The sequence below is a fragment of the Bifidobacterium sp. N5G01 genome (assembly GCF_002742425.1).
Lineage (GTDB): Bacteria > Actinomycetota > Actinomycetes > Actinomycetales > Bifidobacteriaceae > Bifidobacterium > Bifidobacterium hominis.
In genome coordinates this window covers 418,626-441,953 of record NZ_NJNP01000001.1, presented here as the reverse complement: position 1 = coordinate 441,953, position 23,328 = coordinate 418,626, and the positions used below count along the sequence as shown (strand labels likewise).

Genomic DNA, 23,328 nt, shown 5'->3' with positions numbered 1-23,328 from the left:
ATATAGGAGGGGAAACCGGATGACCATTGATATGAAAGCGATTCACGACAGCACACATACGCTGGTGATGGGCGTGCTCAACATTACGGAGGATTCGTTCTCCGATGGAGGGCTGTGGCTCGACCCTGCGAAAGCGAAAGCGCACGGCGAAGCGATGATGAAAGCCGGCGTCGATATCATCGACATCGGCGCCGAATCCACTCGCCCCGGAGTCCCCGGAGCCAAACGCGTCAGTGAGGAAGATGAGCAAACCCGCGTGCTAGGTGCCGTGGATGCGTTGATTCCGGAAGGTGCGGTGCTGTCAATCGACACCAAACGCGCATCGGTGGCTCGCATGGCGTTGGAGCATGGTGCGCAAATCATCAACGACGTGTCCGGCGGTCGGCTGGACCGCGAAGTGCCCCATGTGGTGGCCGAGCATTCGGAAAGCCTTTATATTGTGCAGCATTGGCGCGGCTGGCTTGCCGGTTCCGCAGGCGACGTGCCTGACGCTGATACGTCCGTGTACGCCAATGGCGTGGTGGATGACGTGTATGACGAACTCATGAAGCAGGTCGACGACGTGCTTCAGGCAGGCGTCTCACCGTCACAAATCATCATCGATCCGGGTCTTGGATTCTCCAAACCGAGCGTCGAGCATAACTTCCCGCTGATGACGGCATTGGAGAGGTTCAATGCTACCGGGTATCCGGTGCTGATCGGAGCCTCGCGCAAACGATTCGTCGGCGCGGCGCTTGCCGATGCTGGTATTGACAAGCCAAACATGGATAGCAAAGACAATGCGACCGCCGCCATCAGCGCCCTATGTGCCGAACATGGAGCGTGGGCCGTGCGCGTGCATGACGTGAAGAAAAGCCGCGATGCGGTGGCGATCGGCAACGCATGGCGTGCCTTCGCTAACGACTGATGCACGGTGCTCGCATACGTCGTGCGTTCCCGACAGCGTAGGTGCGGCAACGCATTTCCACCATTAAACCTTGAGATATGCAAAGAAGGGCTGGCATGGATCAGATTCGATTGACTGGCGTTCGCGCGGTCGGCAAACACGGAGTGCTTGATTTCGAACATGAGCGTGCGCAAACGTTCGTCGTCGACGCCACGTTGTTTCTTGATCTTGCGACAGCCGGGCATTCCGACGACCTGCGGGACACCGTCGATTACGGTGCCATCGCCAAAGGAATAGTCGCCATCATCGAAGGCGAACATGTCGATCTCATCGAAAAACTCGCTGATCGCATCGCCAGCATGATTCTTGAATATCCTGCCGTGGCACAGACGCAGGTGACCGTGCACAAGCCGAGCGCGCCAATCGTCGTACCATTCGATGACGTGAGCGTAACCGTGGAACGTTCCCGTGAAACAACTTCGGCTGCATCGCAAGTGCATCATGCCATCATTGCCATGGGTGGCAATCAAGGCGATGTGGCGGCCACCTTGCGTGACGCGGTGCGTTCGATCGACGGACTGGCATCCACTCAGGTTACGGGCGTTTCGCCGCTGTACCGTACTGATGCGTGGGGTATGCCCGATGGTACCCCCGACTTTTACAATGCGGTTGTTTCTGTGACCACCAAATTGTCGGCAATGGAACTGCTGCGAGGATTGCAGCGCATCGAAGCCGAACATGGTCGAGTGCGTACCGACCATTGGACTTCGCGCACACTCGATCTGGATATCATCGATTTTGACGGGCAGAGCAATGATGATCCGGACCTGACGCTGCCTCACCCCCGTGCATGGCAGCGTGCGTTCGTGCTGGGGCCGTGGCTGGCACTCGAGCCGGATGCCGAACTGTCGGGCGAACATGCCGGTTCCGTGGCTCAGCTATTGCACGAGGCATCTGACCGTGATCATATCGACGAAATCGCCGACGATTGGATGGTCGGAGGCACGATCGACAGCGATCATACCGACCATACTGATACTGAAGAAATCGATGAATCGTATGTGGTGGAAGAACCATATAGTGCAATCGACGCTGCCGATCTTCCGGAAGGCACCGTCGCATCCAAAGCGGCCGCATCGGCATCCGTGCAATCCGGTCCCGCATCCCGACGCGCAGTAATCTCGCTGGACAGCCCATCAACCAAGGCCGAACAGCAGTTCCGCATGGCCATCGTCACGTTGGACGGCATTCCCGGCAACCAAGTCGAGGGTATCTCACCCCTCTACCATGTGAGCCAACTCGACGGACTCCCCGACAAAATGGCCGCGGTAGTCCAGATTTCCACGCGCATGGGCGCCCATGATCTAATCGAAGCATTAGGCAATGTGGAAGCTTCCATTGGCGAAGACCTTGATCTCGACCTTATCGACATGGAAGGCGTGGCATGCGACGAACCCGATTGCAAGGTGCCATGGCCCACCGCACGAGAACATGCTGCAGTGCTCGCGCCATGGCTCGACATGGATCCTGATGCGCGACTGGGCAAAGATCCGGTATCATTCCTGCTGGCCATGGCTCCAGATACTGCGCAGGTAGGGCTGCTGACCGACAATTGGATTATCGGAGGTACGCTATGAAAGCCCGCAGAACCCCTTGGTGGTATTACGTTCTTGCCGTCGCGTTGGGATTGCTTGCCGGTATAGGATTGGCGAAATATGGCGAGATTTCAGGTTTGCCATTGGTCGGCGCTCCATGGATCGTACCCGTGATACTGGCGGTTCTGGGACTCGCCGTGCTGTATAGAGCATTGCAGATCCACAAATACACCACCAAAGATCCCGAAAAACGCGCGCAACTGAAACCCCTAGACCCGCAGAAGGCGTTCTCCACACTGGTGGCATGCAAGGCATTGGGCGTGGCCGGGGCCGCTTTGACCGGATGGTATGGCGGGCAGCTCATCATGAGTCTGCCGCATGGCGAAGCAACGTTCTACAGCCAAGCCATCCTCGAATGCGCGATCGCGGCAATCGTATGCATAGTCGATATGATCATCGGCATTGTGGGGGAGTGGCTGTGCCAAATTCCACCAATCGACGGTCCGGAAAGCCCGAAAATGAAAAAGGCCACGCAACGTAACCGTTACGCGGCCGCAGCTACCAAATCAGCGACACAATCGAAAGTCTGAATTTCCTTACTTCTTCAGATCTTCCTCGGGAACGCGAATCATCGCCTCTTGGGTCATGCAGGCAACAAGCTTGCCATCCTGCGTGTACACCTTCGCCTGACCCAAGCCACGTCCGTGAGCCGCAGTAGGCGTATCCTGCACATACAAATGCCACTGATTGATGTCGATATCGCGATACCACCACATCGAATGATCGATCGAAGCGAACGAAATGCCGGGAGTGGCGATACTTAACCCGGCACGACGCAACACCGGCTCCAGCATCACCTGATCGCAACCCATAGCCAACATCGCACGATGCATGACCTGCGGAACGTCAACTGTGCCGTCGGCCTTCATCCACACCATCTGCTTGCCGGAATCGTTACTGGCGCTCTTCTTATCGGCACCCAGCATGATCGTGCGCGTCACATGACGAATGTCGAATGGCGACTTTTCCGCATAATATTTGGCAAACGAAGACTTCTCGGCAAATGGTTCCATAATCTGCTTCGCACTGGTCAATGTTTCCGGCTCCGGCACACCCTCCGGCATCGGATCGGCGAACTCAAAGCCCTCCTGACCCTGCTCCTGAAAACTGGCGATGGCGGTCAGAATCGAACCCTGAGCCTGCATGACATTCACACGACGAGCCGAAAACGAGCGGCCATCACGCAGATTCTCCACATCAAACAGCAAATCCTGACGAATATCACCGGCAGAAATGAAATAGCCATGAATCGAATTCGGCAGACGAGACGGCGACACCGTTTTGGACGCGGCCATCATAGCCTGCGCAATCACCTGACCGCCATACACGCGGCCAGTGGGGAAATACAGGCTTTCACCATTCACGTACGTGTGGTTGCGGTACATGGACGGCGTGCCCAGTTGAAGTACCTTTGCTAACCGTTGCAATGGCGTGATTGCCGTTTCTGTCATGACACTCCTCGATTCTTTTGAGTCGCATAGGTAACGCTTCGTTCCGGATTCGAGTCTACGCAAAGGCGGTAAATTTCGCCGGATTGTTTTGTAACGAATGCGTGAGAAGCGTGAACGGCAGGTAATCGTCAAACGATTCACATACGGTAAAGCGCCGCACTTCGTAACGAAGCACGGCGCTTTACTGAAATACGGGGTTAACCGGCCCCGCAATTGTGGACTTGCTTCGCAAGGCTCATTGTTGCCTTCGTTCGGCTGTCGCCTCACTCAGGCTAAGCCTACAGACAGTCCACAGGACTGTCTGCTTAACGGCTTAGCGCGTTAGCTTGCGATGGAGACGGTGGGGGCGAGCCGCGTCTTCGCCGAGACGAGCGACACGGTTCTCCTGATAGGCCTGGAAGTTGCCTTCGAACCAGTACCACTTGGCTGGGTTCTCATCATCGCCTTCCCACGCGAGAATATGCGTGGCCACACGGTCGAGGAACCAACGGTCGTGAGAGATCACCACAGCGCAGCCCGGGAAGCCAAGCAGTGCGTTTTCAAGCGATTCAAGGGTTTCGACATCAAGATCGTTGGTCGGTTCGTCGAGCAGCAGCAGGTTGCCGCCCTGCTTCAGAGTCAAAGCAAGATTCAGACGATTGCGTTCACCACCGGACAGCACGCCGGTGAGCTTCTGCTGGTCGGAACCCTTGAAACCGAAGGACGCCACATACGCGCGGGTCGGCACTTCAACGCCGGCAACCTCGATGAAGTCAAGACCGTCGGACACGGCCTCCCACAGGTTCTTATTCGGGTCAAGACCAGCACGATTCTGATCGACATAGCTGATCTGCACGGTCTCACCGATCTTCAACGAGCCAGACGTCAACGGTTCAAGGCCGACAATGGTCTTGAACAGGGTGGACTTACCCACGCCGTTCGGGCCGATCACGCCGACAATGCCGTTACGCGGCAGCGTGAAGCTCAAATCGTCGATGAGCACGCGGTCGCCGAACGCCTTGTGAATATGCTCGGCTTCCAGCACAGTAGAGCCCAGACGCGGACCAGCCGGAATCTGAATCTCGGAGAAGTCAAGCTTCTTATTGTTACGAGCCTCTTGCTCCATCTGGTCGTAACGTTCCAGACGAGCCTTGTTCTTAGCCTGACGGGCCTTCGGCGAAGAACGCACCCAATCAAGTTCGCTCTTCAAACGCTTGGCGAGCTTGGCGTCCTTGGCGCCCTGGATCTCCATACGCTTGGCCTTCGTCTCCAAGTACGTGGTGTAGTTGCCCTTATACGGGTACAGCTGACCACGGTCGACCTCGCAGATCCACTCAGCCACGTTATCCATGAAGTAACGATCGTGGGTAACGGCGATGACGGCACCCTTGTACTGGTGCAGGAACTGCTCCAACCACAGAATCGACTCGGCATCAAGATGGTTGGTAGGCTCGTCAAGCAGCAGCAGATCAGGAGCTTCCAGCAGCAGCTTGCACAATGCCACACGACGTCGTTCGCCACCGGAGCACACCGTCACTGGAGTATCCGGATCCGGGCACTGCAGAGCATCCATAGCCTGCTCAAGCTGAGAATCAAGATCCCAACCGTTTGCAGCATCGATATCGTTCTGCAGCTTGCCCATCTCATCCATCAAAGCATCGAAATCGGCATCCGGATTGGCCATCTCTTCGCCAATCTGATTGAAACGAGCCACCTTTTCCGCGATCTCGCCGAACGCCATCTTGATGTTCTCGCCAACAGTCTTGGTGTCATCCAGCGGCGGTTCCTGCTGCAGAATGCCGACTGTATAACCCGGAGTCAAAGAAGCCTCGCCATTAGACACGGTGTCGAGTCCGGCCATGATCTTCAGCAGCGTGGACTTACCCATGCCGTTCGGGCCAACAACGCCAATCTTCGCGCCTGGCAGGAAGCTCAAAGTCACGTCATCGAGAATCACACGGTCGCCGTAAGCCTTGCGGGCCTTGATCATCTGGTAAATGAATTCAGCCAATGTTGTGTTCCATCCTTAAGAAACGTTGGAATTCCAGCGTGTTGCATGAGCGGTCAACGGAAACTCAATCAAGGATTCCGGAACGCAACCCACGCACAATACCATGCATAATTATCCCATACCCCATCTACACGGCGGTATGGGCGAAAGTCGTGCGCTCAGGCAGTAAGCGGAAGCAGCAGATGCTCATGCAAAGCAGGACGAACGATATTGTCGAAATCGCCAGATTCCGGGCATTGAATCGCAACAACCAAACCCTGCTTCGGCAAAATCGTAGTGATCTGACCGTACGCACCATCCGCACGATATGCCCCCTCATAAGGCGACATCCAGAACTGATAGCCATAACCGCACGTCCAAATATTGCTATACGGAGTGTCGATTTGCTTGCCGGAAGCCTGCTTGACCCACGATTCGCTGACAATGCGCGTGCCATGCCAAGTGCCATCATTCAAATAGACCTGGCCAAGTTTCAACATATTCGCAAGCGACATGTAGATTCCGCCGCCTGCAATCGGATGACCTTGCGGATCACATTCCCAAACAGGCCAACCCTGATCCAACTTGGAAAAAATCGTGCCATACAAATACTCGCCAAGACGCATGCCGGCAGCCTGCTCCAACATGCGGCCCGCCAAATCAGAATCCGCAGACGAATAGCAGAACGTGCTGCCGGGCTCCACCTCAACCCTGCGAGAGAACATGTACCGTAAATAATCAGGTGCGCCAACACCACTGCGCCGGTCAGGGTTCATCAAATATGCATGATTGAAACCGCTCGACATAGTCAGCAAGTGCCTCAGCGTGATTTGACCCAACTCCAGTTGCGCATCGGAGGGAACATACTCGGGGAACGAGTCGACCAATCGCGAATCGAGTGACAGCAAGCCATCTTCAATCGCAATGCCGATAGCCGTCGAAACATAACTTTTCGTATGGGAATAAATATTGCGATCCTGGTCGGGAACGAAATGACGTTCCGCGATAATGGCGTCGCCATCCGCAATCGCAACGGCTTCGACGGGCAGGGACTTGCTTTCGATGAGTTTGACGAAATCGTTGAACATATCGATGGCACCCATGAAATCTCCTTTGACACTGCCCTACGGTGCATTACGGAAACTGTACGTAAGGCGGTTACGTACGATTGTTACATCAAACGATTTTTCCTAAGCCTGTCGCTAGATGAAGCGCCCGAAAAGCCGCTAGGTGCCATGCCTGAAAAAGTCGTTAAATGATAATGATAATGCCTTAAATGATAATGCCTTCGCAATGATCGATCTCGTGCTGGATGATCTGTGCGGTGAAGCCGATGAATGTGGCATGGCGTTCGCGGAACTTGCGATCCGCATACGAGACCTCGATGCGCTGGTAGCGCATGGTTCGGCGCTCGCCTTTGAGGGAAAGACAGCCTTCGGAAGCGTCGTAGGCACCGTCCTGCGCGGTGATCGTCGGGTTGAACATTATGAAGATGCGACCGCCAAAATCCTCGTCCACGAATGCAATGATGCGCTTCGAGACGCCGATCATGTTTGCGGCCATGCCGACGCAGCCTTTGCGGTGTGCGTCGAGCGTGTCTTCGAGATCCTGTGCGACGGCAAGATCCTCGGGCGTATTGAGCGCCTCCGCCGACGGCTGGCTTAAAAACGGGATAGACGTCATGATTTCACGCTGCATGTGGTGCTTCCTCTCGCTGGTTCCTTTGCTGGTCTGCCAACATTGTATGGCGTTATTGTGCGACGCCGTACGGCGATGGAACGGATGACCGGTTCGCGCCTATCCATTTACGAAATGTCTCATGGCGATTTTGAAATGTGGGACCGCAATCGACGTAATATGCTTGGAACCATGGATGACATGCCTCAATATCGGAAATACATGACGCAGGCGCTGGAACTGGCCCATAAGGGAGCCGGTTGGGTGAATCCGAATCCGTTGGTCGGCATGGTGGTGGTTCGCGACGGCGAGATTCTCGTAGCCGGATACCACGACCGCTACCGCGGACCGCATGCGGAACGCATGGCCTTCGACTACGCCGACAAGCATGGTATTGACATGCATGGAGCCACGGTCATCGACACTCTCGAACCTTGTTGCCATGTCGGATCGCAGCCGGCATGCACCGATCTAATTCTTTCGCACGGCATAACGCGCGTCGTGGTCGGTTCGATCGATCCGAATCCCATCGTGGCCGGCAAAGGACTTCGTATTCTTGAGGAAACCGGTGTGGAAGTGGTATATGACGTGATGCGGGCGGAATGCGACGCCATCAATCGCCATTTCTTCCACTACATCACCACAGGAATGCCGTACATTGTGGACGGCAGAAAACATGCGGAGGAATCTGATGCCGAATATGCTGTACGTCGACGCGGGCTATATGACACGTATGCGGCGGTGTTGGGTATATGTCCGACTGGTGGCCGTGCGGGTGTCCCGGGTAATTCGAACGGTACGGAAGGATCGGTGGGAAGTGCCGCACGCCTTCCGGGTCGGACGGATCAGTTGGATGTTCCGGATGGTGCCTTTGCCCATTTCGACGGGCCGGTCCAAGCTGTGGATGCTAACGAGGTGGTGGTCGGAAGGCACAAGCCGTTGCATCTCGACATCCGTGCGCTCGCCGATACGGAACCCGACGAATGGCTGCGCGAACTCGGCCGCCGCAAAATCGATAGCCTCGTCGTCGATGATGATGACGTTTTCGAAATGCTGTCTTCGATCTGACGAAAAAGGTGATATGTCTATGCCGTGTTTTCAGTTTGAAATGTCCTATATGTGGCAGTTTTTGGCATTTCAGAAAAATGATTTCCGTTATATGTGGCAGTCTCCCAAGGAAAATCTCGTCTAGGGGGTACTGATTGGGGTCTTTTGAAGCTTGAAACCAGTCTTGTCTGCCACATATAGCGGTTTTGGTTTGTCCGGGGATGGCAAATCTGCCACATATAGTGGCTTTCAGATGAGAATCTTTCTGCTTCCATTGGCGAGAGACGTTATGCGGATGTGTATCCTTCCCGAGGGCATTCTTTGACAGAGCATGATGGGCTTGCTTAATCGTTGGCTCATCCGGTCGGCCACGCGTTGCGCGAGTGCCCGTTCCTCGAAGTCGTTCATAAGGTTTTCGGCGGTCACTTGAATGTATGCCCAACCGTCATCTTCTAAGGCTTCACGTCTCTTGCTGTCGGCGAGCCATTGGCCGGCATGATGTCTTCCGTCGTATTCGATGGCCACTTTTATATCTGGATAGGCCATATCCAAAAGCGCGATTTTCCCATTGTTCAGTCGAACCTTCCAGTTGACTTTCGGACATGGTAGCCCATTGCGAATCAGAGCAATCCTGCAACGGCTTTCCTGCGAGGAATCCGTGCCTTCGCGCATGAACTGTAACGCATGTTGCATTTTTCTGATTCCTCGGATGGGACGTTGTCTATTCGCATTCGCGTAGTTGCTGAAATCTTTGAGCCGTTCCAGATATTCATGGAAGTCGTCAATGCAGACTTGGGGAAAACGTTGGTTCCTTCTTAGCATTGAATCGCCAAGCGTTATCAGTTCTTCTTGAGGAAGCCGATTCGCGTGCATTGCCCATGTGGTTACTGGATCCGTATGGCGAATCTTGCCATAATGCGTAGCGGTTTCGATGATTGGTCCTGTCCACAGTTCAAATTGGACGTTTTGAAGATGCGTGCGTGCGTTGTTATCTGTGGCAAGGGCATGCAGAGAAGACAGCATTTGCTGATCGGGATATCTTGGCATCTCGGTTCTTTGCAGGCATAATGCCGTGCTGTGTGTAAACACTAGCTGCTTACCGGTTCGTTGCTGCGCCGCAAGGCATTGTTCGATGGTACGCGTCCGCAGCTGCGCGAGACTCTCAGAATATTGTGCTCCATTGTCCATGGAGCAAGAATAAAGGGACTGGTCGGTCTCTGCCATCCGCATTCGAAAAACAGTGGATAAGTGGATAACCGAGGTTATGCGCAAAAAAATGTGGATAAACAGTCGGCCGCCGGCATGCCTGATTGAGACGAACGTGCGCTGCTGCGCTGCTGCGGGATACCATGGCACGGGTAGAACATCACGTTGAAATGAGGATGTATGGGCGAGCCGTGTGTGATTGAAAACGTGTGTTTCGTAGGTTCGGATAAGCCGGTCGACATTGCTGTCGGTCATGGGCGAATAGCTTCGGTGCGACCTTCGGAAAGGCCAACGGATGCTGCTTCGAAGATATGGGTGATTCCCGGATTGTGGGACTGCCACACGCATTTCACGCAGTGGTCGTACACGTTGGGACGGCTCGATCTGATTGATGCACGCAGTGCCGGCGAAGCGCTCGACATGTTGCGTCGACACTTGGAGGAGCGTCGTGAAAGCGGCGCAATCGACCCGAACCAATATGTGGTCGGCATGCGCTTCCGGCATTCCCTGTGGTCCGATGACGCCCAGCCGACCCTGGCCGCGATCGATGCGGCGGCGGGAGAACAGCCGGTGGCGCTGTCAAGTGCCGATATGCATTGCGGTTGGGTGAACTCTGCCGCCGCGCGCAAGCTTGGCGTAGATGTGGACGAATCCGGACTCGTCGGCGAGCTTGAGTGGTTCGACGCCTACTGCAAGCTGGACAAAGGACCTGGTGCGGCCAATGAGCTGATGCATCTGTTGCGCAACGCCGAACACGACGCTGCGAGCAAAGGCGTGGTCGGCGTGCGCGACTATGAGATGGCGGAGAACATCGACACGTGGATTAGCCGATTCTCGCAAGGGCTTGATGGTCTGCGTGTCGAGGCTGGCATATATCCCGAACGACTCCAACAGGCCATCGATGACGGCTGGCATACCGGCAGTGAACTTCCGGGCAGTCACGGGCTTGGGCATGTCGGTGCGATGAAAATGATTTCGGACGGTTCGCTCAACACTCGTTCCGCCTATTGCTCCACACCATATTCGGGGGTGTCGCCGGAAACGTTCGGTACGCTCAGCTATTCGCCGGAACAGATTGAATCGTATATGCGTTTGGCTACGGAGCATGGTTTCGATATCGCCTGTCATGCCATTGGCGACGAGGCGAACGCCATCGTGCTCGACTGTGCGGAACGCACGCATGCGCATGGTTCCATAGAACATGCGCAAATGCTTAAGGAACGCGATATTCCAAGGCTGGCACGCTTGGGTTTGGCTGCGAGCGTCCAGCCTCAGCACGCCATGGACGATCGTGACGTCATCGCGCGATTCTGGGGCACCCCCGCCGGAATCCCCTACGCATTCAATAGTCTGCATAAGGCGGGGACCAAACTGCTCATGGGGTCGGATGCGCCGGTCGCGCCGCTGGACCCATGGCTGGCCATCTCCGCGGCGGTATTCGGTACGGAAAGTTCCGACCGCGAGCCTTTCCAACCTGAGCAGTGCCTTGATTTTGAAACGGCGCTCGCTTCGTCCACCGCGGTCGGACGCGTGGCTTTGCGGGACGCAGACGCGGCCGATTTGGTGCTTCTGGACTGTGATCCGAGCATAATCGATTCTCCGGAGGCCATGCGTGCCATGCCCGAGCATGTGCTTGGCACTATGCTTGCCGGTCGCTGGACGTACCAACAGGCTGAATGAAAACCGTTATGTGTGGCAGATTCCACGGTGCTGGAAAAGTCAAAATCGCTATATGTGGCAGACCTGAGATTTCTTAACGGGATTTTTCTATAGATTTATAACCCCGAATGTAGTGTGAATCTGCCACATATAGCGCAAATCGGATTTTGAAGATGCCTTAATCTGCCGCATATAAGGGATTTCAGATGATTGGTGTGCCCGTGCAAGATGAGTATGGCGTGCGAGTCCACTCGGATAGGAGGAAGACCGCACCTCTGAGTGGAGGATACGGCCTTCCTGATGTGATTTTGAGTGAGAATCACTGCACAGCGGCGAGTGCCTGATCGAGGTCGGCGATGATGTCATCGGCGTTTTCGATGCCGCAGCTCAGGCGCACCAGGTCAATGCCAACGCCGGCTTCGACGAGCTGCTCCTCGGTGAGCTGACGGTGCGTGGTGCCTGCCGGGTACAGGGTGCAGCTGCGCGCGTCGGCCACGTGCGTGGCGATGGACACCATCTTCAAATGGTCGAGGAACGCGGACACCTTTTCGCGTCCGCCAGGCACGCCGAAGGAGATGACGCCGCAAGTGCCGTTCGGCATGTACTTTTCGGCCAACGCATGGTATTTGTCTCCCTCAAGGCCCGGAAAGCTCACCCAGCTGACGCGCGGGTCGGCGCTCAGCCACTGTGCCACCTTGAGCGCGTTCGCGCAGTGGCGCTCCATGCGTACTCCCAGGGACTCCAAATGCATGCCCATGATCCACGAGTTGATTGGTGCCGGTGTTGAGCCGAAATCGCGCATGAGCTGTGCGGTGGCCTTGGTGATGTAAGCGGCCTTGCCGAAGTCCTTGGCATAGGTCACGCCATGGTAGGAGTCGTCCGGCGTGGTGAGTCCGGGGAATTTCTCCGCATGCGCCATCCAGTCGAAGTTGCCGGAATCCACGATCGCACCGCCCACGCAGGAGCCGTGACCGTCCATATATTTGGTGGTGGCGTGCGTGACGATATCCACGCCATACTGGAACGGTCGGCAATTGACGGGCGTCGGGAACGTATTGTCGATGATCAGCGGCACGCCGTGACGATGCGCCGCGTTCGCGAACTTTTCGAAATCAAGCACGATGAGTGCCGGATTGGAGATGGATTCGCCGAAGACCGCCTTGGTGTTCGGCTGGAATGCCGCTTCGAGCTCTTCTTCGGTGCATTCCGGGCTTACGAACGTGCATTCGATGCCCATTTTGCGCATGGTCACGTTGATGAGGTTGAACGTACCGCCGTAGATTGCGGAGGATGCGACGATGTGGTCGCCGTTGTTGCAGATGTTGAACAGTGCGAAGAAGTTCGCCGCTTGGCCGGATGAGGTCAGCATTGCGGCCGCGCCGCCTTCCATTTCACAGATTTTCGCGGCGATGGTGTCGTTGGTTGGATTCTGCAGTCGAGTGTAGAAGTATCCGGATTCGGATAGGTCGAACAGTCGGCTCATCTGTTCGCTTGACTTGTATTTGAAGGTTGTCGCCTGAATGATCGGGGGAGTGCGGGATTCGCCGTTGCCGGGCTGGTAGCCTCCCTGCACGCAGATGGTGTCGACGTTTTCGCTCATGGATTCCTTCTTTCGATTGCGCGCTTCGTTGCGTAGCGCTGCGATGCAACAAACATGTTCACCTTATCACTGAGTTGACAATTGACTATTTTTCAATGGAAACGCCGAATAGTTCACTGAATTGACAAACTTAGGAAGTTGATTTTATTATGTACATCAAGACAGGCGGGAATCCGCTTGACGGGAAAAGCAAGGTCTTACGAAAGTAAAAACCAATAGCAAAGGAGCAACCCATGGGTCTGTGGGATATCGAAAAGATTCCGTATGTCGGTCGCGAAAAGGGACCGCAGGAGGGTCTGGCTTTCCATTATTACGATGCCGACAAGGTTGTTGCCGGCAAGAAGATGAAGGACTGGCTGCGTTTCGGCGTCGCTTGGTGGCACACCTTCGATCAGGAGCTGGTCGATCCGTTCGGTACTGGTACCGCCCAGCGTCCGTGGCACGGCAAGTACTCCAATGCTGAGGATGAGGCCCTGGCCAAGGTCGACTACGCCTTCGAGTTCTTCCAGAAGCTCGGCGTCGAGTACTTCTGCTTCCACGATCGCGACATCGCTCCGGAAGGCGATACCCTGCGCGAGACCGACAAGAATTTGGACAAGGTCGTCGACAAGATCGAAGAGAACATGAAATCCACCGGCATCAAGCTGCTGTGGAACACCTCCTCGCTATTCACCAACCCGCGCTTCGTGTCCGGCGCTTCCACCTCCCCGTTCGCCGACATCTACGCTTACGCCGGCGGTCAGCTGAAGCACTCCCTGGAGATCGCAAAGCGTTTGGGTGCCGAAAACTACGTGTTCTGGGGCGGTCGTGAAGGCTACGAGAACCTGTGGAACACGCAGATGAAGCGTGAGCAGGAGCACATGGCCAAGTTCTTCCACATGTGCCATGACTACGCGAAGGAAATCGGTCTGGACGCCCAGTTCCTGATTGAGCCGAAGGCCAAGGAGCCGACGATGTTCCAGTACGACTTCGACGCCGCCACCGCCATCAACTTCCTGCGCACCTATGATTTGATGGACGTCTTCAAGCTGAACCTGGAAGGCAACCACGCCAACCTGGCCGGCCACACCTACCAGCACGAGATCCGCACCGCCCGCGAGGCCGGCGTGCTCGGCTCCTTGGACGCCAACCAGGGCGACAAGCTCATCGGCTGGGATATGGATGAGTTCCCGACCGACCTGTACGAGACCTCCACCGTCATGTGGGAAGTCCTCGCCGAAGGCCAGATCGGCCCTCACGGCGGCCTGAACTTCGACGCCAAGCCGCGTCGTACCTCCTTCACCGCCGAGGACCTGTTCCGCTCCCACATCGCCGGCATGGATTCCTTCGCGGCCGGCCTCCTGGTCGCGGCCAAGATGCACGAGGACAAGGTCATCGAGAACCTGCAGGCCGAGCGCTACAGCTCCTTCGATTCCGGCATCGGCGCGACCGTCGAGAACGGTACCGCCTCGCTGGCTTCCCTCGAAGAGTACGCTCTGGATATCCCGCAGTCCAAGCTCATCGAGGCCACCAAGTCCGATCACCTCGAATCCGTCAAGGCTACGATCAACAACTACATCGTCGAAGCTCTGGCCGAGGCCTGATCTCGCGATAACAGCCTGACCCAGCTGCAAATCGGGTCATAGTACGAGCCGGGGCGCACTCCGTCCCGGCTCGCCTTTCATCATCTCTCCCTCCTTATCTTTCCTTCCGATTCCTTGCGTGAGCCGTTCGTTGACTGTGTTGTCTGCGGACGGCTTCCGCATGCTTAAATATGGGATATAGGATTGATGTCCTCTAACCGGTATCTTCATCTCACGATTCGTAAATTAATAAGAAAAGGGGAATCGTGAGGTCAAATAAAGAGGAACGTGCGACAAAATAAAGAAATCGTGCGATTCTGATTTTGACGCAAAATGGGTGCCCGTCACGGTTTGGGCTGTGACGGGCACCCATTTGTGCATGTTGGATCATTCGCGATTCACGATGGCCGATTGGTTAGCCGCGTGCTTTTACATAGGCCTTGTACACGGCTTCAGTCGGTTCGCCGGTTTCCACGCCGTCGATGGTGAGCTGCCATGCGGGCGGTTCCGTTTCGCCGGACAGCACCCAGGCGGCCTGACGGGCGGCGCCGATGGCAACATACTCGTCGGTGGTCGGGCGGGTCACGTCCATGCCGAACACGCTCGGCGCGAGTGTGCGGATTGCCTCGGACTTTGCGCCGCCGCCGATAAGCAGAATGCGTGAGATTTCAGCGCCGAGCGAGCGAATAAGCTCCAGACAGTCGCGCTGGGAGCACAGCAGGCCCTCGACGAACGCGCGGGCCATGTTCTCGCGTGTGGTGTTGGCCAGCGTCATGCCGGAAAGGGTTGCGGTGGCATCCGGGCGGTTCGGAGTGCGCTCGCCGTCGAAATATGGCACCAGCGTAATGCCGCCGGCACCCGGTTCGGAAGCGAACGCCAGCTGGGCGAGTTCTTCATAGTCCACGCCGAGGGCCGCGCGACCGGCGTCGAGAATACGAGAACCGTTGATGGTGCAGGCGAGCGGCAGGTAGTGGCCGGTGCAATCGGCGAAACCGGACACTGCACCGGTCAGATCGTAGGTCGGATTTTCGGAAATGGCCGCGGCCACGCCGGAAGTGCCCAACGAAACGGAAATGTCGCCCACGCTCATGCCAAGTCCGAGGGATGCCATGGCGTTGTCGCCTCCGCCCGGTGCGATGATGCAGCCGCCCTCAACGTTCTTGCCGGCGATTTTCGGGCTTACCTTGACTGCGGCGACGTCACGCGGTCCAAGCACGGTCGGCAGCATGATCGCGTCGGCATGCTTGCGTGCCGCTTCGGCACCTTCCGCTGGTTCAAGCACCATGGCGATCAGATCGCGGCGGTATTCGTTGGAAGCGGCATCGTAATAGATGGTGCCGGAAGCGTCGGAACGGTCGGTGAACAGCTCTTCCAAGTGTGCGTCCTCACCTTCCACGACCGGGCCGTAGCCTGCGATACGCCAGCTCAGCCAATCGTGCGGCAGGCAGATCGCGGCGATCTTCTTGGCGTTTTCCGGCTCGTTTTCAGCCACCCACGCCACTTTGGTCAGCGTGAAGGAAGCAACGGGGGAGGATCCGACGGCCTTGACCCAGCGTTGCTTGCCACGCGCGATCACATCTTCCGGTTCGCCCTCTTCGGCGGGAGCCTCGCCCATCTTCTCGATGAGGGCCGCGGCCTGCGGCGCCGAGCTTACGTCGTTCCACAGCATGGCGTCGCGAATCACACTGCCCTGCTGATCGAGAATCACCATGCCGTGCTGCTGACCGCCGACGGCAAGTGCCTCAACGTCGTCAAGTCCACCAGCCTGTTGGGATGCCTCAAGGAACGCGTCCCACCAGTATTTCGGGTCGACAGACGTGCCATTGGGGTGCTTGGCCTGGCCGAAGCGCACCATTTCGCCGGTTTCGGCGTCGGTCACGCGCACTTTGCAAGACTGGGTCGAGGTGTCGACGCCGGCCACGAGAGTTCGAGTCATTGTGCCTCCTTGCAGTGAGCTGGCGCAACACGATGCAAGGAATTCGCACCGTCCGCCACCTCATTTAGTTAGATGAATGAACTATAATGTCTAGTGTACCATCATAAAGTGATTTGACTATAGAGACGGTGCGCTTTTCCCGCGAAGACGCGTCGAGAAGGAGGGAACCATGGCTTCACTGCGGAGTATCAATCAAGACGATTTACGAAACCATAATCTTTCCGTTGTGCTCGATTCGCTATTGCGTGCCACCGAACCAATGAGTCGCGCCGATCTTGCCAAGAAAACCGGATTGACCAAAGCGGCCATGTCGGTACTGGTGTCGTTGATGCTCGACAATGAGATTCTGGTGGAAGGCGAGCCTTCCGGCCAATCGCTGTATGGGCGCCCCAGCATTCCGCTTGAAATCAAAGGTGGACGCCTATGCGGCATGGGATTGCAGGCCAACACCGACGGTTATGGCGTGGTGGTGCTCGATCTTGACGGTTCCGTTGTGGGGGAGCAGTGGGTCGACGCCGACATGGCCAACGCCGACGAGCAGGCGATTTTCGCCCGTCTCGACGAACTGGCTTTGCAGCAGGAAGAAGCGCTTGCCAAGAAAGGTTATGTGCTTGCCGGTACCGGTTTGGCATTGCCGGGTCTCGTCACCGATGATCTGCGATTGCTTGGCGCGCGCAATCTCGGTTGGGAACGTTTGGATCTCAAGCAGTTCGATGTGGTCAGGCGACTTGATCCTGTTGCCTGCAACGAGGCCAATGCCGCCGCGTTGGCACAGGTTCCCGGCTATGCCACGCAGCGTAAGGATTCTGGGCGGATCAAGCCGACGGATTCGTTTATTTACATGTCGACCGACGTGGGTATCGGCGGTGCAGTGATCCGTGAGGGACGTGTGGTGAGCGGCGATCATGGTTTCGGCGGCGAATTGGGTCATGTTTCCGTCGACATGCGTGGTCCGGTCTGCCGTTGCGGCCGTCGCGGCTGCCTTGAAGTGTATGCGGGCAGGCGTTCCATGGTGAGCGCGGCCGGAATCGCCAGCAGTGACGCCGCCGCGACACGCAGTGCCATCGACGAACTGATCAACCGTTGGCAACAGCGTGACGCGCAGACCGTGGCCGTTGTGGAAAAAGCGTTGGAGGCCATATCCTCCGTAATCGCATCAACCATCAATGTCTGCGACGTCGACGTGGTGATGCTCGGTGGTCTGTGGGCACGTTTCGAACCTGAACTGATCCGCAGGATCGAACGCATGGTACGTCCGCAAGTGCTGGCATATCCGGAAGTCGAAGCGAGCGTGCTCGTGGCTGACGTCGTCGACCGTCCAGCCTTGATGGGCGCGGCCGAAATCGGCTTGCGGCGCTTCATCGACAACCCGTTGCGTTTCATGGGGCAAAACTAGTCCACCCATTTGCTAAACTTGCCGAGTTGGCATGTTCGCATGTTGCAACGTGGGGCGTTAGCTCAGTCGGTTAGAGCATCGGACTCATAATCCGCCGGTCCACGGTTCAAGCCCGTGACGCCCCACTCTTTCCAAAGTCAAGACTTCTGATATAATCTGCAAGGTTATCCGGTTCACGCTCTGCCATAGGGGCTCAGCGACCCGGGTCCCCCGAATCTCTAGGAGACAAACTATGAAGCAGGGTATCCATCCTGATTATCACGCAGTGCAGGTTACCTGCTCTTGCGGCAACACCTTCGTCACCCGTTCCACCTACAACGGCGATCACATGACCGTTGACGTGTGCTCCAACTGCCACCCGTTCTACACCGGCAAGCAGAAGATCCTCGACACCGGTGGCCGCGTGGCACGCTTCGAGAAGCGTTACGGCAAGAAGGCCAAGTGAGTCTTATTGCTTAGGCAATGAAAAACGCCAGTCCGATTGTGGGCTGGCGTTTTTCATTATGCAACGGATGCGCATACGCTGACGTGCATGCGATTGGGATATTCGTAAGATGCGTGGAATGCCTGCGAAATACCGCGCTTCGGCAGCGTTTCCAAGGCACCTTATATGATGGACAGGTTGAGTGGAGTTCAGCGAAGCATTCACGCTGAAGCGCATATTGATAAGCAGATAGAAAAGGCATACATTGGCAGACGAGCAGTTCCCCGCGGCGGTTACCGCACTTGAGGAATATCACAATATCGAACAGCAGATGGCCAAGCCGGAAGTTGCGTCGGATCCGGATAAGATGCGTAAGCTGGGACGTCGTCACGCTGAGTTGGGCGTCATCGTTTCCGCATATACCGCATACAGGCAGGTGAAAGACGATTTGGAGGCAGCCAAGGAAATGGCCTCCGAAGATCCGGATTTCGCGGAAGAGGCAAAACGTTTGGAGAACGAGCTTCCGGCGGCGGAAGAGAAGCTGCGTACCGCGTTGATTCCGCGCGATCCCGATGATGCGCGTGACACGATCATGGAAATCAAGGCTGGTACCGGCGGTGAGGAAGCGGCGCTGTTCGCGGGCGATTTGCTGCGCATGTACATGCGATATGCGGAAAAGCGTGGCTGGTCGGTCGCCGTGCAAAGCGAAAACACCACCGAGCTGGGTGGCGTCAAAGACGTGCAGCTTGCCATTCGCGCTAAGGGTACTCCTGCGCCGGAAGATGGCGTATGGGCGTCCCTCAAGTATGAGGGTGGCGTGCATCGCGTGCAGCGTATTCCCGTCACCGAATCGCAGGGTCGCATCCAAACCTCCGCGGCTGGTGTCATTGTGTTCCCGGAAGCTGACGAAGACGATGATGAGATTGAAATCGATCAGAAGGATCTGAAAATCGACATCTTCATGAGCTCCGGCCCGGGTGGCCAGTCCGTGAACACCACATATTCCGCCGTTCGTATGACCCACATTCCGACCGGCATCGTGGTGAGCATGCAGGATGAGAAGAGCCAGATCCAGAATCGTGCGGCCGCACTGCGCGTGTTGAAGAGCCGCCTGCTCGCCATGAAGCACGAGGAAGAAGCCGCACAGGCCGCGGACATGCGTCACTCCCAGGTACGTTCGTTGGATCGTTCCGAGCGCATTCGCACTTACAATTTCCCTGAAAACCGTATCGTCGACCATCGTACGAACTACAAGGCCTACAATCTTGACGCCGTGCTCGACGGCGATCTGCAGGCTGTGATCGATAGCGACATTCAGGCCGATGAGGCCGATCGTCTCGCCAACCAGAAGTAAGGCGTGGTGTGGCTACGGTATTCGAAACGGTGCGTTCCTTCGCGGCCGTATTGAGCGCGGCGGGCGTCGACACTCCGGAACATGACGTCAAACTGCTGCTCGCCGAAGCCTTCCACATTGACTTGCGGGACGTGGATAAGGCCATGCTTATGGGAGACGACGTTGGACATCTGAACAGTGCCTTGGCGTCCGATTCGCCAGAATCGGGCGCTTGGGCGAATGCGAAAACCACCGGGAATACCGTCGCGGCGGCCATGGAACGGTTTCATTCCATGGTGGATCGTCGAGCCAAACGTGAGCCATTGCAACACATCACCGGCCATGCGCCGTTCCGCTATCTCGATCTGAAAGTCGGACCGGGCGTGTTCATTCCGCGACAGGAAACCGAACTTGTGGTGCAGGAGGGTATTGACTGGATCACCAAGCAAGGTATGTATTCGGCGAAGGTGGTTGATTTATGCGCGGGAAGCGGCGCAATTGGCCTATCATTCGTGTCGGAAGTGCCTGGAAGCGAAGTGTGGGCGGTCGAAAAAAGCGAGCAAACCGCGGAATGGACCCGTATCAATCTCGACGAAACCGCAAAGACGCATCCCAATATCGCCAGCAACTATCATCTGGAAATCGCCGACGCCACGCAAATGCCGACGCTGAACCAGCTTGACGGCACCGTCGATATCGTGCTCACGAACCCCCCGTATGTGCCTCTTGCGAGCATTCCGCAGCAGCCGGAAGTACGCGATTACGATCCCGATCTGGCGCTGTACGGCGGTTCCTCGGATGGCACGCTCATCCCGGAGCGCATCATCTCACGCGCTTCAAAGCTACTCAAGCCAGGCGGGCTTCTGGTAATGGAACACGACGTCACGCAGGGGGAGCGGCTTGCCGCTTTCGCACGTACTTGCGGTTTCGTCGATGCCGTTGTTCACAACGATTACACCGGTCGTCCGCGTTATCTGACGGCGGAAAAGCAAGTAATCGGATAAAACAAGACGTTCCGCGGCATGCCGGTGAAGATATAGCCGGAAGTTGAGTCTCACTATAAGAACATTTTATGCATGGCGCTGTCCGTCGGGCTATAAAGAACAATCGGAATGCACATGAAGAACGGATGGCAGCCATAAGCGGCCATTGCGGTTCCGCGCACGGGATTGAGATGAACATGAATGGCTTTCATGGTGCGCGTTGAGAGGAATGTGCGGCATTTTCAAGAAAAGAGGAAGAACGGAATGAACGTCAAGTTCTCCGCCAAGTGCGTTGCCGTGATCGCGGCAGGCGCAATGTCAATGTCCCTCGCTGCCTGCTCTGGCGGCAGCATGGACGGTTCTAGCAGTTCCAATGGTAGTGCGGCCAACAGCGATACCATCACGCTGGGATCCATCACCACCAACTCCGGTACCGCCGCCGCATACGGCGAGGCCGAAGTCGCCGGCTTCAAGCTGGCTGTGGACGAGATCAACGCCAAGGGCGGCATCAACGGCAAGAAGGTCAAGCTCGAGTCCATGGACGATAAGGGCGACGCCACCGAAGCCTCCAACGCCTTCAACAAGCTCGCCGGTGACGCCAGCGTGCTCGGCGTGCTCGGTCCGACCATCTCCTCCACCACCGCAGCAGTGGCTCCGCTGGCCGATCAGGCCAAGCTGCCGGCCATTGCTCCGGCCGCCACCTCCGACTCCATCGAGACTGGTGGCTACATGTTCCGCACCTGCTTCAAGGATTCCTATCAGGGTGAGATCGCAGCCAAGTTCGCAGCCGAGACCCTGAAGGTCAAGAAGGTCGCCGTGCTATACGGCACCGGCGACCCGTACTCCTCCGGCGTGGGCAAGGCTTTCGCCGATGCCGCCAAGAAGGCCGGTCTTGAGGTCGTGGCAGAGGAGAATTCCTCCAGCGCCGACGACACTGAGTACTCCTCCCAGCTGCAGAAGATTCAGGCCGCTGGCGCCGAGTTCCTGTACGCTCCGTACTATTACTCCGTTGCTGGCCCGTACATCATCCCGCAGGCCCGTTCCGTCGGCTACGATGGTTATGTGATGGGTCCTGACGGCTACGATGGCCTGAAGATGACCGACGATAAGTCGCTGTACAACAATGTGCTCTACACCACCCATTATTCTCCAGACGACGCCTCCAACGCCAAGGTGCAGGACTTCATCAAGTCTTACAAGAAGGCCAACAAGAACGCCGATCCAAACACCTTCACCGCACTGGCCTATGACTCCGTGTACATGATGGCTCAGGCGATCGAGAAGGCCGGTAAGAACGCCACCCGCGAGTCTGTGCGCAACGCTATCTCCGGTATGAGCTTCGAAGGCGTGACCGGCAACTTCACGCTCGACAAGAAGGGCTCCCCGAAGAAGTCCGTCATCGTCCTTGAGCTTAAGGACGGCAAGCCTCAGTACAAGACCACCATCCAGCCATCCAAGTGATTTCCATCTGCTTGAAGGCAAGGATTTTGAAAGCCTGAGCATATAAGAGGAGGGGACCGGGAAACCGGTTCTCTCCCTTTCGCGTATCAAGGCGTTTTATCCATATTCGTCGGGTTCGAGAGCCTGACGGCAGACAAATTTTTGAAAGGAGGAATGATGGGCGATCAGATCATCATGTTCATCAGCCAGATCTTCAATGGTTTGAAGATTGGTAGCGTGTACTCGCTTGTGGCACTTGGCTACACCATGGTGTACGGCATCATTCGTTTGATCAACTTCGCGCACGGCGATTTCATCATGGTCGGCGCATATGTGCTGATGCTTACCATTCCGGCAATCGTCGCGTTCGGCCTGCCCGCATGGGTGGCCGTCATTCCTGCGATCCTCATGTGCGTGGCGGTGGGCGTCATCGTGGAGAGGGCCGCATACAAGCCGGTGCGTGAGAAGGGCAACAGCATGACGGCCCTCATCACCGCAATCGCCATGAGCCTGTTGCTGGAGAATGGCTCCCAGGCCATCTTCGGCGCCGATTACCAGACTGTGCCAACGATCATCCAGATTCCGACGCTGTCGCTCGGCAAGCTGAAGATCGACGGCGCGACCATCATCACCATCGCGCTCGGCGTCATCATCATGGTCGCGCTGCAGCTGTTCGTCTCCCACACCAAGCAGGGCAAGGCCATGCGTGCGGTTTCCGAAGATAAAGAAGCGTCGATTCTGATGGGCATCAACGTGAACTCCACCATCACGCTGACCTTCGCCATCGGTTCCGGCCTGGCTGCGGTGGCGGCGCTTATGTACTGCATTTCCTATCCGCAGGTGTCTCCGATGATGGGCGCGATGCTGGGCCTGAAGGCATTCGTCGCGGCCGTGCTCGGTGGTATCGGCTCCATTCCGGGCGCTATGGTCGGCGGTCTGGTGATCGGCGTGGTCGAAAGCCTGACCAAGGCGTATATCGGCACCATCACCGGAGGTGTGATCACGTCCGCGTTCTCCGACGCCATCGTGTTCGGTATCCTCATCATCGTGCTCCTGGTCAAGCCATCCGGCCTGATGGGCGAACCGGAAACAGAGAAGGTGTGA

At 56.7% G+C, this 23,328-nt stretch carries 19 protein-coding genes and 1 tRNA gene; 13 read left to right on the top strand and 7 right to left on the bottom strand.

Translation table 11 applies throughout. The features are described from left to right. The first annotated feature begins 19 nt into the window (after positions 1-19). The 3 genes from folP (at position 20) to CE168_RS01865 (ending at position 3,071) form a co-directional block, all read left to right on the top strand. The gene (folP, locus tag CE168_RS01875) at positions 20-907 is read left to right on the top strand and encodes a dihydropteroate synthase (protein ID WP_099570893.1); all 888 of its coding nucleotides are present in this window, start codon (positions 20-22) and stop codon (positions 905-907) included. A gap of 95 nt (positions 908-1,002) precedes the next feature. Continuing rightward, positions 1,003-2,523: a 2-amino-4-hydroxy-6-hydroxymethyldihydropteridine diphosphokinase gene (folK, locus tag CE168_RS01870; protein WP_180753653.1), complete on the top strand. Its 1,521-nt coding sequence runs from the start codon at positions 1,003-1,005 to the stop codon at positions 2,521-2,523. Then, entirely contained in the window at positions 2,520-3,071 is a 552-nt protein-coding gene (locus tag CE168_RS01865; RefSeq protein ID WP_099570891.1) for a DUF3180 domain-containing protein, read from the top strand. The genes folK and CE168_RS01865 overlap by 4 nt, the downstream gene beginning before the upstream one ends. Before the next feature lie 6 nt (positions 3,072-3,077). On the opposite strand, the gene CE168_RS01860 is transcribed toward CE168_RS01865, so the two are convergent. From CE168_RS01860 to CE168_RS01845, 4 genes are all read right to left on the bottom strand, one after another. Beyond that, on the bottom strand, positions 3,078-3,992 hold the full coding sequence (locus tag CE168_RS01860) for an acyl-CoA thioesterase (protein WP_099570890.1): 915 nt from the start codon (positions 3,990-3,992) through the stop codon (positions 3,078-3,080). Between the two features lie 313 nt (positions 3,993-4,305). After that, positions 4,306-5,982: an energy-dependent translational throttle protein EttA gene (gene ettA / locus CE168_RS01855; protein ID WP_003835634.1), complete on the bottom strand. Its 1,677-nt coding sequence runs from the start codon at positions 5,980-5,982 to the stop codon at positions 4,306-4,308. A gap of 158 nt (positions 5,983-6,140) precedes the next feature. Further along, positions 6,141-7,064 (bottom strand): serine hydrolase domain-containing protein, encoded by a 924-nt coding sequence (locus CE168_RS01850; protein WP_099570889.1) that lies wholly within the window; start codon positions 7,062-7,064, stop codon positions 6,141-6,143. A 169-nt stretch (positions 7,065-7,233) separates the two neighbouring features. Continuing rightward, on the bottom strand, positions 7,234-7,659 hold the full coding sequence (locus tag CE168_RS01845; RefSeq protein ID WP_099570888.1) for a peptide deformylase: 426 nt from the start codon (positions 7,657-7,659) through the stop codon (positions 7,234-7,236). Between the two features lie 171 nt (positions 7,660-7,830). On the opposite strand from CE168_RS01845, the gene CE168_RS01840 reads away from it, so the two are divergent. Then, positions 7,831-8,706, top strand: coding sequence for a bifunctional diaminohydroxyphosphoribosylaminopyrimidine deaminase/5-amino-6-(5-phosphoribosylamino)uracil reductase RibD (locus tag CE168_RS01840; RefSeq protein WP_236824285.1), 876 nt, complete (start codon positions 7,831-7,833; stop codon positions 8,704-8,706). Between the two features lie 228 nt (positions 8,707-8,934). Here CE168_RS01840 and CE168_RS01835 read toward each other — a convergent pair whose 3' ends face one another. Beyond that, complete coding sequence (locus CE168_RS01835; RefSeq protein ID WP_236824284.1) at positions 8,935-10,146, bottom strand: DUF559 domain-containing protein; 1,212 nt, start codon at positions 10,144-10,146, stop codon at positions 8,935-8,937. Here CE168_RS01835 and CE168_RS01830 point away from each other — a divergent pair. Further along, positions 10,072-11,571: an amidohydrolase gene (locus CE168_RS01830; protein ID WP_099570887.1), complete on the top strand. Its 1,500-nt coding sequence runs from the start codon at positions 10,072-10,074 to the stop codon at positions 11,569-11,571. The genes CE168_RS01835 and CE168_RS01830 overlap by 75 nt on opposite strands. 298 nt (positions 11,572-11,869) lie before the next feature. Here CE168_RS01830 and CE168_RS01825 read toward each other — a convergent pair whose 3' ends face one another. Beyond that, positions 11,870-13,150 (bottom strand): O-acetylhomoserine aminocarboxypropyltransferase/cysteine synthase family protein, encoded by a 1,281-nt coding sequence (locus CE168_RS01825; RefSeq protein WP_099570886.1) that lies wholly within the window; start codon positions 13,148-13,150, stop codon positions 11,870-11,872. 233 nt (positions 13,151-13,383) lie between these two features. Here CE168_RS01825 and xylA point away from each other — a divergent pair, with 233 nt between their 5' ends. After that, positions 13,384-14,733 (top strand): xylose isomerase, encoded by a 1,350-nt coding sequence (gene xylA / locus CE168_RS01820; RefSeq protein ID WP_099570885.1) that lies wholly within the window; start codon positions 13,384-13,386, stop codon positions 14,731-14,733. Positions 14,734-15,127: 394 nt separating this feature from the next. Here the strand turns inward: xylA and CE168_RS01815 are convergent, their stop codons facing one another. Continuing rightward, on the bottom strand, positions 15,128-16,648 hold the full coding sequence (locus tag CE168_RS01815) for a xylulokinase (protein ID WP_099570884.1): 1,521 nt from the start codon (positions 16,646-16,648) through the stop codon (positions 15,128-15,130). Between the two features lie 169 nt (positions 16,649-16,817). Between CE168_RS01815 and CE168_RS01810 the strand changes: the two genes are divergently transcribed. The 7 genes from CE168_RS01810 (at position 16,818) to CE168_RS01780 (ending at position 23,328) form a co-directional block, all read left to right on the top strand. After that, positions 16,818-18,044 (top strand): ROK family protein, encoded by a 1,227-nt coding sequence (locus CE168_RS01810; RefSeq protein ID WP_099570883.1) that lies wholly within the window; start codon positions 16,818-16,820, stop codon positions 18,042-18,044. A 51-nt stretch (positions 18,045-18,095) separates the two neighbouring features. Further along, a tRNA-Ile gene (locus tag CE168_RS01805) sits at positions 18,096-18,169 on the top strand. A 107-nt stretch (positions 18,170-18,276) separates the two neighbouring features. Then, positions 18,277-18,489, top strand: coding sequence for a 50S ribosomal protein L31 (gene rpmE, locus CE168_RS01800; protein ID WP_003808371.1), 213 nt, complete (start codon positions 18,277-18,279; stop codon positions 18,487-18,489). Positions 18,490-18,733: 244 nt separating this feature from the next. Further along, positions 18,734-19,822, top strand: a complete 1,089-nt coding sequence (prfA, locus tag CE168_RS01795; protein ID WP_099570882.1) for a peptide chain release factor 1 — start codon at positions 18,734-18,736, stop codon at positions 19,820-19,822. 8 nt (positions 19,823-19,830) lie between these two features. Next, positions 19,831-20,805: a peptide chain release factor N(5)-glutamine methyltransferase gene (gene prmC / locus CE168_RS01790; protein WP_099570881.1), complete on the top strand. Its 975-nt coding sequence runs from the start codon at positions 19,831-19,833 to the stop codon at positions 20,803-20,805. A gap of 243 nt (positions 20,806-21,048) precedes the next feature. Further along, positions 21,049-22,245 (top strand): ABC transporter substrate-binding protein, encoded by a 1,197-nt coding sequence (locus CE168_RS01785; RefSeq protein ID WP_099570880.1) that lies wholly within the window; start codon positions 21,049-21,051, stop codon positions 22,243-22,245. Between the two features lie 156 nt (positions 22,246-22,401). Further along, complete coding sequence (locus CE168_RS01780; protein WP_099570879.1) at positions 22,402-23,328, top strand: branched-chain amino acid ABC transporter permease; 927 nt, start codon at positions 22,402-22,404, stop codon at positions 23,326-23,328.